14 protein-coding genes, 1 tRNA gene, 1 pseudogene and 1 other annotated feature (1 of these 17 running past the window's edge) are annotated in these 16,200 nt (G+C 45.5%); of the genes and pseudogenes, 2 read left to right on the forward strand and 14 right to left on the reverse strand.

All coding sequences use genetic code 11. The annotated features are described in order from the left end of the window. Positions 1–241: a binding site (T-box leader), on the reverse strand; it reaches 23 nt to the left of the window's first position. 51 nt (positions 242–292) lie between these two features. The 3 genes from M3N64_RS11405 to M3N64_RS11415 form a co-directional block, all read right to left on the reverse strand. Then, a complete protein-coding gene (locus tag M3N64_RS11405; protein WP_249102317.1) occupies positions 293–973 on the reverse strand; it encodes a YczE/YyaS/YitT family protein in 681 nt (226 codons plus the stop codon). 442 nt (positions 974–1,415) lie between these two features. Next, complete coding sequence (pepV, locus tag M3N64_RS11410) at positions 1,416–2,825, reverse strand: dipeptidase PepV (RefSeq protein ID WP_249102318.1); 1,410 nt, start codon at positions 2,823–2,825, stop codon at positions 1,416–1,418. Positions 2,826–2,963: 138 nt separating this feature from the next. Beyond that, on the reverse strand, positions 2,964–4,340 hold the full coding sequence (locus M3N64_RS11415; protein WP_249102319.1) for a sugar phosphate nucleotidyltransferase: 1,377 nt from the start codon (positions 4,338–4,340) through the stop codon (positions 2,964–2,966). A 606-nt stretch (positions 4,341–4,946) separates the two neighbouring features. On the opposite strand from M3N64_RS11415, the gene M3N64_RS11420 reads away from it, so the two are divergent. Both M3N64_RS11420 and M3N64_RS14215 read left to right on the forward strand, forming a co-directional pair. Then, positions 4,947–5,018 (forward strand) — tRNA-Gln (locus M3N64_RS11420). A gap of 131 nt (positions 5,019–5,149) precedes the next feature. Continuing rightward, a pseudogene (locus M3N64_RS14215) lies at positions 5,150–5,422 on the forward strand (aldose epimerase family protein); the annotation flags it as partial. A 61-nt stretch (positions 5,423–5,483) separates the two neighbouring features. Here M3N64_RS14215 and M3N64_RS11425 read toward each other — a convergent pair. From M3N64_RS11425 to M3N64_RS11475, 11 genes are all read right to left on the reverse strand, one after another. Beyond that, the gene (locus tag M3N64_RS11425; RefSeq protein WP_249102321.1) at positions 5,484–6,413 is read right to left on the reverse strand and encodes an ABC transporter substrate-binding protein; all 930 of its coding nucleotides are present in this window, start codon (positions 6,411–6,413) and stop codon (positions 5,484–5,486) included. 231 nt (positions 6,414–6,644) lie between these two features. Further along, complete coding sequence (locus M3N64_RS11430) at positions 6,645–7,430, reverse strand: ABC transporter ATP-binding protein (RefSeq protein WP_249102322.1); 786 nt, start codon at positions 7,428–7,430, stop codon at positions 6,645–6,647. Further along, complete coding sequence (locus M3N64_RS11435; protein WP_249102323.1) at positions 7,427–8,254, reverse strand: FecCD family ABC transporter permease; 828 nt, start codon at positions 8,252–8,254, stop codon at positions 7,427–7,429. Before M3N64_RS11435 ends, M3N64_RS11430 begins: the two co-directional genes overlap by 4 nt. Positions 8,255–8,599: 345 nt before the next feature. Then, positions 8,600–9,151: an acyl-CoA thioesterase gene (locus M3N64_RS11440; RefSeq protein WP_249102324.1), complete on the reverse strand. Its 552-nt coding sequence runs from the start codon at positions 9,149–9,151 to the stop codon at positions 8,600–8,602. Between the two features lie 107 nt (positions 9,152–9,258). Beyond that, a complete protein-coding gene (gene fdxA / locus M3N64_RS11445) occupies positions 9,259–9,438 on the reverse strand; it encodes a 4Fe-4S ferredoxin (protein ID WP_249102325.1) in 180 nt (59 codons plus the stop codon). A 21-nt stretch (positions 9,439–9,459) separates the two neighbouring features. Then, a complete protein-coding gene (locus tag M3N64_RS11450; RefSeq protein ID WP_249102326.1) occupies positions 9,460–11,199 on the reverse strand; it encodes a thiamine pyrophosphate-dependent enzyme in 1,740 nt (579 codons plus the stop codon). Positions 11,200–11,244: 45 nt separating this feature from the next. Continuing rightward, positions 11,245–13,041 carry a pyruvate:ferredoxin (flavodoxin) oxidoreductase gene (nifJ, locus tag M3N64_RS11455; protein WP_249102327.1) on the reverse strand — a complete coding sequence of 599 codons (1,797 nt, stop codon included), beginning with the start codon at positions 13,039–13,041 and terminating at the stop codon, positions 11,245–11,247. 41 nt (positions 13,042–13,082) lie between these two features. After that, on the reverse strand, positions 13,083–14,093 hold the full coding sequence (locus M3N64_RS11460) for a hypothetical protein (protein ID WP_249102328.1): 1,011 nt from the start codon (positions 14,091–14,093) through the stop codon (positions 13,083–13,085). A 59-nt stretch (positions 14,094–14,152) separates the two neighbouring features. Then, the gene (locus M3N64_RS11465; RefSeq protein ID WP_249102329.1) at positions 14,153–14,722 is read right to left on the reverse strand and encodes a Fe-only nitrogenase accessory AnfO family protein; all 570 of its coding nucleotides are present in this window, start codon (positions 14,720–14,722) and stop codon (positions 14,153–14,155) included. Between the two features lie 66 nt (positions 14,723–14,788). Beyond that, positions 14,789–15,616, reverse strand: coding sequence for a hydroxymethylglutaryl-CoA lyase-like TIM-barrel protein (locus M3N64_RS11470; RefSeq protein WP_249102330.1), 828 nt, complete (start codon positions 15,614–15,616; stop codon positions 14,789–14,791). Further along, positions 15,616–16,200: homocitrate synthase/isopropylmalate synthase family protein (locus M3N64_RS11475; protein ID WP_438271018.1), on the reverse strand; the 585-nt coding region annotated here is incomplete at its 5' end. The genes M3N64_RS11470 and M3N64_RS11475, both read right to left, overlap by 1 nt.

Raw genomic sequence — 16,200 nt, forward strand, 5'->3', positions numbered from 1 at the left:
CGGTACCACCTTGGTTTACCGATTACTCACATAATCGGTCTCAGCGAGTACGGACACTTTGCGTCTATACTCCGGTTTTTACAACAAGAACCTTAACTTGGCTCGGCTTACTTCGGTGACCGTCACCGTTCAGCTCTGCAGCTCAGAGGCCATGTTCGAACCTTGCTTTTGCTCCGTTTCACCATACCGAAGCTCTCTGTCGAAAAGCGCGCGTTCTACTTCTTCTCTTCATCGCTTTTGATTATATGTAAATTTAATATTAGTCAACTGCCTGTAAATGTCAAGTCGTTTTTTATGCCTTCGAATGTTTTAAACGATGGAAAGCATGCTGCCTGTGCCAGTGCGTGAGCGCATCCCGATTAATGTGCAGATGGATATAATGGTCAAAAAGAAGAATAAAATACCCCATGCACAGAAAACTGATAACGGTACCGAGATTAATGCCGACAAACTGGTGGCGGAAGAGGCTGATCGTAAGGCCAATCGCGAGCGGGATACCAAGTGAGATACGCTGTGCCCGCACGACATTGCCATGCAGATATTGCTCGCGCAGAATTTTCAGCAGATCATCAAATGGATGAAGGACAAGATTCACCTGAAAATAAATGGACAATGCTGCCGCGATGCACAGAATGCCTGACACACAAACGCCAATCCGCACAATCCAGCCGCTGATCGTAAATGTCTGCAGCGCAAACAGCCAGAAGTCAATCAGATAACCGAAAGAAAGCATGTATAGAAAATTGAATATGTCTTTAATCCCGTTCCACCGCCGTCTCAGCAGATCATCCGCAATCAGAACGATACTGCCCATCATAACCAGAACCGTCCCCACCGTCAGCCCTGTGGCATATGAAATATTAATGCTCGCCGCTGTCCAGGGCGCTGATCCAAAGGCTGCCTTAATGGTCAGCGCATTGCCAAATGCGTTCAGTAATACAGAAAAACACAGCCAAAACAAACCTTTTGCCATTTACTTTCATGCCTCCGTCAAAGAGATTCCTGTTCTGTCACTGACACCAGGCGTCTGGATATCAGGTACTGTTGTGAAAAATTCCTGTTGATTTTTCAGCTTATTTTTCAAATGAGTTCATCATGCGCATCACATGTAATCCTTAAAAAACACTATGTCTGCACTGCTGTTATATGCGTCACCAGTGGAAGCGGCACAGAACTGCTCAACTGCCGTATTTCTTAAACATTCATATTCTATCAGCAATCGACATAAAAAGTAACCCGGTTTTCATTTAAAGTGCAATTAAAAAACCTGGCTTTGCCAGGCCTCTGGCGAAGGCAAAGCCGCCGTCGCACTGATACGATAATCTGCTGAATTTTCAACTTTCTTATAGTATAAATGAACGGTGAGCAGAATTTTGCTCGCCGCAATGACTTACGTTTATTCAGATGTATATACTTTATCCTTCAAGATTCCCAAGCTCAGCCATGGCATCCGCATAGATCTCCGAGGCAAGCAGAAGGTCATCAAGCTTAACATGTTCATCAACCTGATGGCCGGTATACGGGTAGTCCGGCATGCAGGCACCGAACGCAACACCGGCATCAAGATACTGTGCATAGGTTCCGCCGCCGGACGTCAGCAGTTTGACATCTTTCAGGCCCGTATGCTTTTCATAAACCTTTTTCAAAATCTGGACCGCCGGATGCTTCGGATCCATATAGAGCGGCTTGCTCGTACCAAGCTCGCCAATCGACAGACCGAGCTGCCGAACGGAAGCCGTAAGCGTCTGAACCAGATCATCCAATGAGGCCTTAATCGGGCAGCGGATGTCCAGGGATACGGTTCCGCCGTCATCACCAAAGCGGATGACGCCTGCATTGACTGTCAGTTCGCCGGAGACATCGTCCTGATATTTGATGCCGAGGCGCTCGCCTCCGAAATCATTGTTCAGCGTATCGGAAAGCAGCGTGACAAAAGCATGTTCTTCTTTGACAAGCGGCAGCTTCTTTAATGCCGATGCAAGGAGAAAAGCCGCGTTCACGCCGCCCGCAGGTTCCGAACCGTGCGCTGACTTTCCCTTAACCGTCATTTTGAAGCCTTGATCTGTCTTTTCCGCAGTGAACGGTACGTTTATGGCGCTCAGTGCCGCCTGCGCTTCTACGGCCCACTTTTCTGCATCTGCTCCGGATAAAATAGCGTAAGCATGGTCGGGTACCATATTCATTCGTTCTCCGGAATAGAAGGACACAAGGCGGACAGATGCATTACTGCTGCCTGATTTCGGTGTTTTGATCCATGCGCGGATCTGGCCTTTTTCCGCAAAAATCAGCGGGAATTCGGCATCCGGCGCAAAACCGAACAGCGACATCGGCTCCAATTCGTTATACTTTTTCATGCAGGCGCAGCCGCTTTCTTCATCCGTCCCGATCACAAGCCGAATCCGATGCCTGATCGCAGCGCCCGAATTCTTCAGCGCTTTAAGCGCATAATAGGCGGCCATTGTCGGACCCTTGTCATCGATCACGCCGCGTGCATAAAGGGTCCCATTCTCTTCGTGAAGAGTAAACGGATTATGTGCCCATTTTCCGGTTGCCGGTACGACATCGACATGGCCGAGTACCGCAATATAGTCTTTGGCCTCCTCCGGACCGTATTCAATATAACCGGCGTAGCCCTGAAGCATTTTTGTGCGAAATCCGTCGCGCCTGCCGATTTCCAGCATTTTTTCCAAAGCAGCAAGCGGTCCGGGACCGAACGGTGCGCCTTCCCCTGCCTGACTTGCGTCCTTCGTACTCGGAATCGCGATCAGTTCAGCGAGATCCGCTAAAAACGATCCTTCATCAACTTTTGTATTCATCTGGCTCATCATGCCGCCTTCCTTTTCTATACCAATTATCAATGGCCTGCTCAAAGCAGGCAGACACATGTATGTTTTATTTACATTGCATTCTAGCACAAAGCCTGAAAAAAGAAAAAAACGGATCAAAACCGCAAAAAATGTTACTTACCCGCGCACTTGAGAACAGGCAGCTTCAATTTCATCCCATTTCATGACTTTGCGATCAATGTCTTCCTCAATCAGCTGACTGCCAATCTGCACCTCGATCAATTCAAGGGCTTCATCTGCTTTAATCGCGTGCAGAGTCTCGGCTGTCACAATCACAACATCCCCAGGTTTGATCGAGCGAATCACACCGTTCTCAGCATAGCGCCCGTGACCTTTGACAATCGTCCAGACTTCCTTGCGCATATGGTGGCAGTGATAGCTTAGATTGGCGCCTTCTTTAATCACGACCTTTTTCGTCAGTACCTCTTCATTGTTTGCAGAGTAACGGGAGTAGTCGAGCACGCGGTACGACCCCCATTTGCGTTCTTCATACATCGGCCGCTGGTCAAAACCCTTCATCACTTCTTTGATGCGTGGGCTCTGCTCTTTGTCAGATACGAGAATGCCGTCCGGACTGACTGCCACAATCGCGTTGGATACGCCAAGTACCGTAACCGGAAGATCCAGTTCATTGATTAAATGCGTGTTCTCCGAATCGTTACTGATGATTCCCTTGCCGATTTGCTTCGTTGCCATTTCTTCGGTCAGAGTATTCCATGTACCGAGATCCTTCCAGAATCCTTCATAGGGAAGTGCAACGATATTTTTTGCCTTCTCTACAACCGCATAGTCGAAACTGATCTTCGGAAGTCTGGCGAATTGCTTCGACAGTGCCTCATAATTAAGCGGCAAGCCAAGCGATTCCAGAATCGAAATCACATAGTTCAGCCGAAACGCGAAGACGCCGCAGTTCCAGAGGGCCGACTCACCGATCAGCTGTTTCGCAAGTGCTGTATTGGGTTTTTCAGTAAAGTGATCAACGTCTATGTAGTCGCCGTGCTTGCCCCTGGCCGGCACAATATATCCGTATTTCTCTGACGGATACGTCGGCTTTACGCCCATCAGCGCGAGATCTGCCCCTGTCCGATCAAGCAGTGCCTCTAAGTCGAGAATGCGTTTAAAAAAAGCGGTATCTACATATGGATCAACCGGCAGCACGGCAACTACCTCATTGCGTGAAGCTTCGCCCTTCGTATAGAGATAAGCCGCCGCAAGCGCGATTGCCGGAAAAGTGTCCCGGCGTTCCGGTTCGACAATCAGCGGGACTGCTTTCCCGAGCTGGCTCTCCAGCATTTCCACCTGCCCCTTGCCTGTTGCAATGACCGTTGAACTGCCGAGTCCAACCTCATTCAGCTGGCCGAAGACACGCTGCACCATTGAAGACAGTTCTTTATTCTGATTCTCCAGAACGCGTAAAAATTGTTTGGATCGCGCATCATTCGAAAGCGGCCAAAGCCGTTTTCCTGAACCGCCCGATAGTAAAACTAATCGCATGGTCATCTCTCCTCGACATCTTTCATTCACATAGAGGTTCTATGCGGTAAAAATCGATCTGTTTCTCTTTTTTTACTGATACCGTCAAAATGTTGTTGTTGCTTTTTCAGTTCATCTTTCATTCGTTTGCTGAAGAGCAGGTGAACACCCGAGGCCCCATTTTTTTAATTCGTGTATCATCGGCAAGCGGAAGGATATGAACAGCCCGCATTGTTCGCAAATAAAACAATCCGAAGCACCACATGATTCTGAAACAGCGTCTTTTATTACATCTATTATGCCACTAAATGGAAACCGCGATCAATATCAATCATCGTGTTTACCGGGAGCACGGATTCGTCCCAGGAGGAAACGGTAAAGCAACAATGCTCCGATCCTTTCCATGCATAAAGGTGCGTTTACGGATCAGGCATGCTGGTCTGAAGGCACCATCAAAAAAGTGGACTGCTTTTGGCACTGACGTAGCTGCTGTCACGATTTTTTTTACGCAGATAACCCTCCCCGAAACGCACTCCCCCCTGTCAAAAACGACAGTGAATTATTTTTTTAAATTTTTTCTTGCAATATACGCTTAATCTGGTTATAATATTTCTTGTTCTGATTCATTACCCCATGGCCAAGCGGTAAGGCAACGGATTCTGATTCCGTGATGCTCAGGTTCGAATCCTGATGGGGTAATACCAAGAGAGCCCTTCATCCTAAGTGTGCTAAGGTTGAAGGGCTCTTTTTCTATAAGAATGTCCCGGACTGTCACATTCCGTTTTTACAGTCGGCTACTGAATCACGCGTGTTGACCGGTCACTTACACGTTAGATAACGAGGACAGACTTTCGAATGAAATAAAAGTGCTGTCAGACGAATTGACAGTCTTTAGTCCCACAAACCATGTCTATTTCCGTCTTGATGGTCGGAAAACAGATGTTATAGATCTCAATCTAAAAATAAATAGTGATTTCTATTTGCCATTAGACGAAAACAGCATGCCTTACCAAGGACGCAAATCCGTTGACGGTACAGCATTTGATCTACGTGCTGAAAAACGGATCGGGTCAAAGAGAAACAGACCCTCCACTCCCTTCTAAGAACACCTTCGACCCACTGGCACTTTGCCTTTAAAACATCATTTACCGGGTAGAGACATTCTCAAGGATTCTGAGCATGTAAAATTTTATTTGCTTCTGCTGCCGTTAAATCATAATTAAGAAACTCTTTATAGAATTGCTGCGTTATCGTGACCATATTCACATCTTTAAATTGATCAGGATGCAGCTCCTGGGCCAGCCACTGGAATTGAAGAGCGGATTCCATGCCGTATCTGTCCCATAAAAAGACACCCATTGGATTGACCAGTACTTTATGTTTCTTGACTGCACTGATCTGGCTCCATTGAGGATCCTTATAGAGTGCGTTCAAGCTTGCAGTGACATTGTTTGGGTTGCTCAGCCCGCTTTTTCCGATAACGATGATATCCGGATTCCATTTGATGATCTGTTCCACTGACGCAGGTTTCTGATTCCCGGATATGCCGGCCGCATCCTTGGCACCGCTGGCTTTGATCCATTCGTCAACAATTGTATCTTTTCCATCAATGACCAGTGGTTTGAGTGATTCAATATGTAAGACAGTTGGTTTTTTTGAAGCAGGAATTTTACTCGTTATGGATTTTACTTTCTGAAGACGTTCAGTCAGATAGTTGTTGAATTTTTCTGCCTTTGCAGGTGCCGTACCCCCTAATATTTTCGCTGTAATCGTAACAACTTTTTGTAACTCATTATAATTCTGAAAAATTAATTGCACCGTTGGGATCCCCAGCTCTTTCGTCTTTGATATCAGCTGGGGATTGGTTGAACTAAACAATACATCAGGCTTTAACTGTGCCAGGCTGTCTGTATTGACGGTCGTTTTCGTAAAAATTATTTTTGCCTTGTTCATTCCCGGGAATACGCGGTACAGCCATGGATACTGGTTTTTTGCATCTATAGTGGCAACGATTTTATCCGCACTGCCAAGCATGCCGACAATCTCATTATGAGCCGGCCAGGCATCTGCAATTGTCCTGATGTTATTTGGCACCGTAATTTTTGCACCTGTTGAATCTGTAACAACTGTTTTACTCTCCGAAGCTGCGGTTGAACTTGACTGCGTGCTACTGCTACTGCTGCTGCCAGTCTGGGAACATGCCGATGTAAAGCCAATTAAAAGAATAAGCGAACAAACCAGAGTGAACAGACGGATGGCATTACTTCGATTCTTTTTTTCATTTTACATTCTCCTCGTAGTAATATTAGATTTAATATTAAAAATTTAATCATCCAGTAATGGCACACAGGATTTTATTTCTTTTCCTTGTTCTGAAGTGCCGCTGACAATTTGTACATTAACACCGTAGGCTTGTTTTAAATTGGCTTCCGTGACAATGTTATCTGCTTCACCAATGACAAATTGATGCTGCCGAAACAGAGCTACTTTTGAAGAACATAAAAAAGCATGGTCCGGAAAATGTGAGGTCATAAGAATAGCCAATCCCCTCCTGGACAGGTCAGAGATGTATTTCAATACTTTTACCTGGTTACCAAAGTCGAGATTAGAGGTAGGTTCATCCATGATCAATATATCCGGCTCTTGCGTCAGTGCCCTGGCAATTAACACCATCTGTCTTTCGCCGCCGCTCAACTCGGTGTATTTTTTGTTTTCCAGCTGGCCGATGCCAAGCATATGAATATTCCGCTCAGCAATTTCGACATCTTTCTTTCCCGGAGAACCCAGTTCACTCAGATAGGATGTCCGTCCCATCAGCACAACGTCTTTAACAGAAAAAGGAAACGGGTTATTCTGTGCCTGTGGTACATAACCAATGACCTGTGCCTTTTTCTTCTGAGTCCATGACCGGATATCCTGACCGTCAATCGTAATGCGTCCTGATTTCAGTTTCAGGAATCCAAGAACACTTTTAAAAAGAGTTGTTTTCCCAACGCCATTGGGCCCGAGAACACACCATATTTCACCTGAACGAATCGTCATGGATATCTGGCTGACAATCGGCGGATCAAGTCCGTATCCGCATGATACATCTTCTATTTTCAGAATCATGACCATCCTCTCCTTCCTTTAAATAACAGGTAGAGAAAGAAAGGCGCTCCAACCAGCGATGTGAGAATCCCCAGAGGCAACTCCATCGTAAACATCCGGGCAAGGTCATCAACAAGAATCAGATAAATACTGCCGATCAACAGGGAAGCAGGTAAAGCCCGCTTATAATTGGGGCCAACCAGCATTCTCGCCAGATGTGGAATAATCAACCCGATCCAACCGATAACACCTGCAACGGATACGGTCACAGCCGTTGCCAGAGTTGAGCAAATGATCACAACCAGCTTCATTTTTCGCACGTTGACGCCCAGTGCCGTAGCTTCTTCATCCCCGAAGGACAGGATGTTCAAATGCCAGCGTAAAAGATAAAGGGGAACAATCGCAATGATGACCGGAATCAGAAGAAAAAACAGGTCATTCATGGTAACCGTCGACAGGCTGCCCATCAGCCAAAATGTGATCACCGGTAATTTATCTTCGGGATCACCGACATATTTAATCAGTGATATAAATGCCTGAGCAAGACTGGAAATGACAATGCCGATCATGATCAAGCTCAGAAGCGATCCGCCGCCGTCACGTTTGATGATCGAATGGATACCGACCGCCGCGAGTACCGCTCCGAGTCCGCAGAGAAAAGAAAGCATCTGTACTTCAAACGCATCTAATGAAAGCAGGAGACCCAATGCAGCGCCGAATCCGGCACCACCCGAAGCACCAAGAATGTCGGGAGAAACCATTGGATTTCTAAATAGCCCCTGATACGACGATCCTGCGACTGACAATGCGCCACCGATGATCAGTGCAGCAATGATTCTTGGCATTCGTACTAAAAAAACGACAGTATCTACATTTGCACCGAAACTGTTGCTTGATACCCATCAGGCGACCATAGAAAATGGTAATCACTTCACCAATTGATAACTTATAACTTCCAATACAAAAAGAAAAAGCAAAGACAATAAGCAGAATCAGAAGAAGGAGCAAAATGATGTAGGCATCTTTTTCTCTCTTTATGCGTTTCACTTGACACTTTGTCAGGGTTAATGCATTGTTTGAACTTTTATTCAATTCGTCCCCTTCTTCCGATATAAATATTTTTGAATTTTTTGAATTATATTTGTAAGACTGATTTTTAGCTGCTCAAGACCGGACACCATCAGCACAATTCATCCGATGGGGTAGAAAGAGTCTTTCGTCTTTCGTCTTCTGTCCCATGGCTTTTCCAGCGGAAGTTTTGCCTGAAACTCCTTGGCCTGTTTGCGTCTCTCAAGACGATGATGATACCGCTGCTCAGCGGATGCATACATTAGCTTTTCCTCTTCGGTCTCCGGAATCACTTTGGGAACTGCAGACGGCTTCCCATCTGATCCCAGAGCGACAAATGTCAGCAGACAGGTCGTGCAGAGCACACGTTTCCCAGTTGTTAAATCTTCAGTCACGATCTTTACAAAAACCTCCATCGAAGTATGATGCGTCCATGTCACAAATGCTTCCAGGCAGACAGATGATCCCACTTTAATCGGATAGAGAAAATCTACTGAATCGACAGATGCGGTCACCACCGTCTTGCGAGAATGCCGCATTGCCGCCATGACGGCAATATTATCAACATGCATCATCAATTTTCCGCCAAAAAGTGTGCCATGCGTATTCGCATCGTTTGGCATGACCTGAAACGAGGTCACAGAACGTGATTCATTGTTATTTTTACATTCCAAGATTTAAATCCTCCGTTTCACAGATTAGCAATCAACTATACGATCACTTTGTTATCTTTCCATCGTCATGATGAGAATACATGGTTGATGATCGTTGATGAACTATTTTATGATTTCTTTGGAGGTTCTATCGCTTCATTAAAACAAGCATCCATACATGTCCCGCACTCCGTGCATTTGTCAGGATCAATGACATATTGGATACCATCAAAAGATATTGCAGCCGACGGACATTCAGGTTCGCAAGCCCCGCAAGCAATGCAGAATTCATTGATTTTATAAGCCATGATTCTTCTCTCCCTTTTTACTTAACCTTTTAATCCTGATTCATTCGCGGTTACTACTGCATTCTCCGGTTCAAAAAATGCTTGTAATTTCTTCAGATGTGCATAACGCTCCTTACTGATCGATTCGGCTTCCTGAAACAGTTCAGCTGCTCGATCAGGGAACGAACGCTGAAGGCGGGTGTAGCGATTTTCATTTTTAATAAAATCAGCATAATTCCCTTTCGGCTCACGAGAATCAATCATCAGCGGATTCTTTCCTATTGCCAGGTTGCGCGGATCAAAACGGAAATTGTGCCAGTAGCCCGTCTCAACAGCCAGCTTCATCTCATTCTGTGCGTTTGCCATGCCGCCTTTAATGCCATGCATCTCACAAGGCGAATAGCCGATGATCAGAGACGGGCCATGATAACTCTCTGCTTCAGTAATTGCTTTCAGCGTCTGGTTCATATCGGCACCCATGGCCACCTGAGCCACATAGACATTGCCATAAACCATGGCGATTTCTGCCAGTTTCTTTTTTGCCCGTTGATTGCCTGAAGCCGCAAACTGTGCAACCTGTCCGATACGGCTGGCTTTCGAGATTTGGCCGCCGGTATTGGAATAGACCTCTGTATCAAATACAAAAATATTAATATCTTCACCGGAAGCAATCACATGGTCCAGACCGGCAAAGTCAATATCATAAGCCCAGCCATCGCCGCCGAAAATCCAGATTGATTTCTTCTCAAGATAATCTTTATTGTCAAGGATCTTCTGAAGGCGAAGATCCTGATCGGCAAAACGATTCGCTTGTCTCAGTAATTCTTCTGCCGCTGCTTTATTGGCGTTACCGTCATCTTTTGTCTGTAAGAAACCATCGGCAGCCTCAGTGATATCTTCCTGATCCGATGATTCGGCAATTTCTTTAATCGTACCGATAAGCCGCTCGCGAATGGCCCTTTGTCCAAGATACAGGCCAAAGCCGTTCTCTGCGTTATCTTCAAACAAGCTGTTTGTCCATGCCGGACCTTTATGATCAAACGTTGTTGTATAAGGACAAGTGGCCGCCGGGCCGCCCCAGATTGACGAGCAGCCTGTCGCATTGGAAATGAACATACGGTCACCAAATAACTGAGTAATCAGCCGGGCATAAGTTGTTTCTGCACAGCCGGCACAGGAACCGGAAAATTCGAGCAGTGGTTTTTTAAACTGGCTGCCTTTAACCGTGGAATCTTTCATCATGCCGGGTTTCTTATCAACATGGTCAACCAGATAATCAAAAACCGGCTGTTGATCCATTTGCGTCTCGCGCGGTTTCATCGTCAACGCACCTGACTTCAGGCATGCATCAGTACAAACTGAGCAACCCATGCAATCCAGCGGACTGATCGCCTGGATATAGTGATAACCTTCCATGCCTCTGCCTTTCATCGGAACAGCTTTCGCCTGATCCGGTAATGCGGCAGTTTCCGTATCGTCTAGCGCAAAAGGACGAATAGCGGCATGCGGGCAAACAAAAGCGCAGCGATTACACTGGATACATAAATCCGGATCCCATTCAGGAACTTCAACAGCAACTCCCCTTTTTTCATACTGTGCCGCCCCAAGTTCATAGGTTCCGTCAGCATGATCACTGAAGGCAGAAACCGGTAATTTATTACCATCCATATGACCGATGGGATACATGATCTTATCAACCATCGTTTCCAGCTTAGGATTATTCCCTTTCAGATTCAGTTTGAAGGTGTACTGATCCTTCTGATTGGCAGGTTGAATCTTCACCGCCCGGATATTGGCAGCACCTTCGTCGATTGCACGATAGTTTGCCTAAACGATGGCATCACCCTTAGCTCCATAACTTTTATAAGCAAATGCCTTCATAAGCTGAATGGCTTGCTGCTGCGGAATGATCTTTGATAAAGTAAAAAACACACTTTGCAGGACCGTATTGGTTCGTTTTCCCATCCCAATACGCCGAGCAATGTCTGTGGCATTGATGGCATAGACGTGAATCTTATGCTCAGTAATATATTTTCGGGCAGACAAACCCAGTTTTTCTGAAAGTTCATCGTCGGTCCACTGCGAATTAACTAAAAACGTGCCATTAGGTTTAATATCCTGAACGATACGAAAGCCCTTTTCAATATAAGAAGGATTGTGGCAAGCAACAAAATCCGCCTTTTTCACATAATAGGGGGCTTTAATCTTGTATTTCCCGAAACGCAGATGACTGATCGTTACACCGCCGGTTTTCTTCGAATCATATTGGAAATAGCCTTGAGCATACATATCGGTGTTATCACCAATAATTTTGATGGAATTCTTGTTGGCGCCAACTGTTCCGTCTCCACCAATTCCCCAGAATTTACAGGAAATCGTGTCCGCCGGTGTTGTATCCGGAGCATCGCTGCGCTCCGGCAGACTCAGATTTGTCACATCATCGACAATCCCAACAGTGAACTGCTCTTTAGGCTGCTTCTTTTTCAGTTCGTCAAAGATAGCAAAGACGCTGGCAGGAGGAGTATCTTTTGATGACAGCCCATAACGTCCACCGACGATTGTTGCCTTTGATTTTCCATATAACGCCTTAACCACATCAAGATAAAGCGGTTCGCCAATGGCTCCGGGCTCTTTAGTACGGTCCATAACGGCAATCTTACGTGTCGTTTCAGGTAAGACATCAAGAAAATGTTCTACGGAAAACGGACGATATAACCGAACTTTGATCAGTCCCACTTTTTCACCTTTTGCCAGTAAATAATCAACCACTTCTTCGACAACATCGCAAAAGGAACCCATGGCTATGATCACACGTTCTGCTTCTGGATCTCCATAATAATTGAACAATTGATAATTCGTGCCGATCTTCTGATTAATTTGATTCATATAGTCTTCAACAATCCCCGGCAGTGCATTGTAATAGGGATTGCTTGCTTCACGGTTCTGAAAATAAATATCGTCGTTCTGATGGCTGCCACGCATCGTCGGATGTTCTGGATTCAAAGCCCGCTTTCTGAAGGCAGTCAATGCGTCCTTATCGATCATTTTCGCTAATTGCGATTGATCCCAGGTCTCAATCTTCTGAATCTCATGACTGGTCCGGAAACCATCAAAAAAATTGATGAACGGAACTCGGCTTTTTAATGAAGCCAGATAAGCCACTGGTGTTAAATCCATAACTTCCTGTGGATTTGTTTCGGCCAGCATTGCAAAGCCGGTCTGCCGACAAGCATAGACATCCTGATGATCGCCGAAAATACTCAGAGAATGTGAGGCAAGTGCACGAGCAGTTACATTGATCACACACGGCAGCAGCTCACCGGCAATTTTATACATATTAGGTATCATCAGCAGTAAGCCTTGACTTGCCGTATACGTTGTCGTCAACGCGCCCGCATTCAGACTGCCATGCATCGCGCCCGCAGCCCCCGCTTCGCTTTGCAATTCATAGACACGTACCTGGTCACCAAATAAATTTTTTAAGCCACCGACCGACCATGCCTCAGTCGATTCAGCCATTGGTGACGATGGGGTAATTGGATATATTGTCGCTACTTCAATAAATGGATAACTGGCAAAAGCCGCGGCAGTATTTCCATCCATCGTTTTTTTTATTCTGGCCATCCATGAACCCTCCTTGAAACAATAATTTTGCAACTGCTGAATCACTGCAAGTTCCGGTCCTTGAAACAAATTGATGAAAGTGAACATGAAGCACATTGTGAAGGTGAACAGCTCCAATAAGGATTATCTACCGTTTCGATCGAGAACCCTGATTTAGAAAGCGAGAAGGATTGATCACCGTCACCATTTTCCAAATGCACTGCATCATTCTCATAATCAAACCGAACGGTCATGCCTTCACGCTGAACCGTTTCGTCATCGAGCGGATTGTTGATCAGTTTCGGTTCAAGAACTTTCAAATGACCGTCCTCAGTCTGGACGTCTATCCGGTTTTCTGAAGTAACTAACTGGATCAGCTGACCCTTTTTATTAAAAACAATCGAATTACTGTCCGCTGTAATACCGGTTGCATCCGGATCAAAGGCGGTCAAAAGGCCGATCGGAGTATGAATCTGTATCGGCGCGGCAGGCTCCAATGACTCCAGTTCACCAGATTGATAGATGGAAATGCCCACTCTTGCCTCGACCTCCCCGGCCGGGGTGCGCACGTTGACTGTTTCAGTCGGAAACAGCGTGATGCTTCGTATACTGCCATCCTTCCAGAAGGCGATGCAATTAATCATTGCTTTAAACGAAGTAAAGCCAAGATCAAAACGGAAGGGAATCTGCAACGACTTTTCATCATCTTCCGTCCAAAATCCGCTTAATTTTCCATCCAGCGGAAAGAAACGTTTGAGTTCACCCGTTTCGAAAAATGTCACAAGCTCAGCTGGAAATTCACCAATCGCCGTATAAATAGGCTGCTGCTTCTCCAAGGCAACGGATTTAATCATTCCGCTCTTGTAAAACTCAACCGAATACTTGTTCTTTCTTCGTTCCGTCTCGGTATAAAAAGGAACGAGCTCACCGATATGCGTAAGCACCATATTTTTTCCGGAAAGCTTGATGCCTTCAAGTTCGCCGGTGGGATAGCTGCGATAGGAAACAACCGAACCAAAAACACCTGAGCGCAGCTTGATCATCTCATCATTGATCATCTGAAAGTTCTGCACCGGAACCCCCTCCTTTCACCCGTTCACTTTGGCCTGACGACGATGTACTCATGTGGCTCTTATGAACGTTTTTCAATCGTAAATCGGCGGTCTCTCTCAATCCACGGTGGTGTGTGCCGACAATGTAAATGCAGCTCTGCAAAAGATGTTTTGGCTAAGAAACCCATCAACGCCTGTTTTGAAGTAATTTCAGGATAATCCTGCTGAACCTTGATCAGGTCCAGTTGATAGATACCCTTCTGCTTCGTTTTCACCGGGGAAGCGTATTCCAGTTTCTTTCTGGTTATCTTTTGCTGATTTTCAATGGACTGTACTTTATGGACAATTGCATCTAAAAGTTCAGCAGATAATTGATTGATTTGAAAGATATGAAAATGTGCCTGATCAAAAACAACATAGGGAATTCCGGAGATTTCCTGACACACCAGGATCCGGCTGTCAACGATTTGCGAAAGGAGCTGCTCTACTCGCTGCCTCTGCTCACGAATTGAAGCAGGCGGCTTTTGAACAATCTCAATCTCTTTTTCCCTCAGCCAGCCCATTTCACTTTTGCAAAAAATGGCCAACCGATCCGCTTCAATAAATGAACTTAAACCTTTTGCTGATAAAAAGGCTGTGATCTTGCACATAGATCGCCTTCACTTCCCTTCTTATAGACATGAGACTTCTGAGATGCAGGTTTATATAACCTATCTTCAGGCAGCCTGGTGAATGATTTTAACGAATTCTTTTTGCACATCTCTTGCGCTCTTAGCCGTCAAACCAAAATCAAAAAGATGCTGGGTCACGGAGACAAGTTGCTGAAAATCACAATTTCCCGTCCGCTCGCCGATACCCATCAACGTTGTATCCGCATAATTGCAGGAGCATTTCAGAGCCTCAATGGTGTTCGCCAGGCCCATTCCCAAATCATTATGACCATGAAAACCGAATTGCGCCGAATGCCCTGTCTCTTCGGCCAATTCTGTAAATCGTTTTCTGCATAATGAAGGGACCATTGTGCCTACCGTGTCTGCTAAACGTATACGGCGGATATTAAAATCCAACAGAATGTTGCATAGTTTAATGAGTAATTCATTGTCGGCACGGAAAGCATCCTCAAATCCGATCGATATATGCTTCATATTGACATGCTGATCAATCAATAACTCCAGACTGCTAAATAACTGATTAATGAGCCAATGTCTGTCTTTACGCAATTTTGAATAAATTTGAAGATCAGATACCGGAATGCTGATATGAATCAAATCCGGTCCGCAGTCCATGCATTGCCGCAAGTCATTCATGTTTAATCGGGACCATACCGCGATCTTCGCATGCTTGCAGCGATTGATGATCTGACAGATTGTTTCCTTTTCTTCACGGCTTCCGGCCGGGATTCCTGCCTCGATCTGAGTGACGCCGACGTCATCCAATAGCGACGCAATATCAAGCTTCTGCTGTCTTGTGAAATTCACTGAAGGTGACTGCTCACCATCTCTCAACGTTGTATCGACAATGAATTTACGCGTTCGAATCGCCATCATCCCTCTCTCGCTTCTGAAGTCAACGAACTCACGCTATTATTTCTGCTCACGTCATTCACAATCCGAATAAATTCATGATCGGTCACATGATCATTTTTCTCAACGGCTAATTCCTTCACTTGCTGTAGAATCTGCGGTAACAGACAGTCACACAGCTTCATGTGCAATTTTTTCATCTTCAATGTCAATGAAGCCCGCCCACTCTTTTTCCCTAAGATAATTTCTCGCTTCTGACCCACGCGTTCCGGATTGTAAGGTTCATAGCAATATGAATTTTTCATGATTCCGTCCACATGGATTCCGGATTCAACCTGAAAAATTTCTCTGCCGATGACCGGTTTATGCTTAGCAAAGGGAACGTGCGTCATATTCTCTATTAAGTCACGGATTTCTGCCAGATAACGGCAGTCGCTCTTATTCGTTTGGCAATGGTGCACGAAAAGCGCCATGATTATTTCTTCAAGTGATGCATAGCCATTCATTGATCCGAATGAGGTGACAATTTCAGCATTTTCTGAAGCAAGAACCCATTCCATTACGATAGCTGTTGCGCAATGCATTCGGTTCGTTGGAGAAAATTC

It is taken from the genome of Sporolactobacillus mangiferae (assembly GCF_023336505.1).
GTDB lineage: Bacteria > Bacillota > Bacilli > Bacillales > Sporolactobacillaceae > Sporolactobacillus > Sporolactobacillus mangiferae.

Coding starts and splice junctions, on each gene's coding strand:
- fdxA (WP_249102325.1), bottom strand. CDS start 9,438: ATGGCTTATAAAATCAATGAATTCTGCATTGCTTGCGGGGCTTGCGAA.
- M3N64_RS11415 (WP_249102319.1), bottom strand. CDS start 4,340: ATGCGATTAGTTTTACTATCGGGCGGTTCAGGAAAACGGCTTTGGCCG.
- pepV (WP_249102318.1), bottom strand. CDS start 2,825: ATGAGCCAGATGAATACAAAAGTTGATGAAGGATCGTTTTTAGCGGAT.
- M3N64_RS11435 (WP_249102323.1), bottom strand. CDS start 8,254: ATGCCAAGAATCATTGCTGCACTGATCATCGGTGGCGCATTGTCAGTC.
- M3N64_RS11470 (WP_249102330.1), bottom strand. CDS start 15,616: ATGGCGATTCGAACGCGTAAATTCATTGTCGATACAACGTTGAGAGAT.
- M3N64_RS11405 (WP_249102317.1), bottom strand. CDS start 973: ATGGCAAAAGGTTTGTTTTGGCTGTGTTTTTCTGTATTACTGAACGCA.
- nifJ (WP_249102327.1), bottom strand. CDS start 13,041: ATGGCCAGAATAAAAAAAACGATGGATGGAAATACTGCCGCGGCTTTT.
- M3N64_RS11430 (WP_249102322.1), bottom strand. CDS start 7,430: ATGATTCTGAAAATAGAAGATGTATCATGCGGATACGGACTTGATCCG.
- M3N64_RS11465 (WP_249102329.1), bottom strand. CDS start 14,722: ATGTGCAAGATCACAGCCTTTTTATCAGCAAAAGGTTTAAGTTCATTT.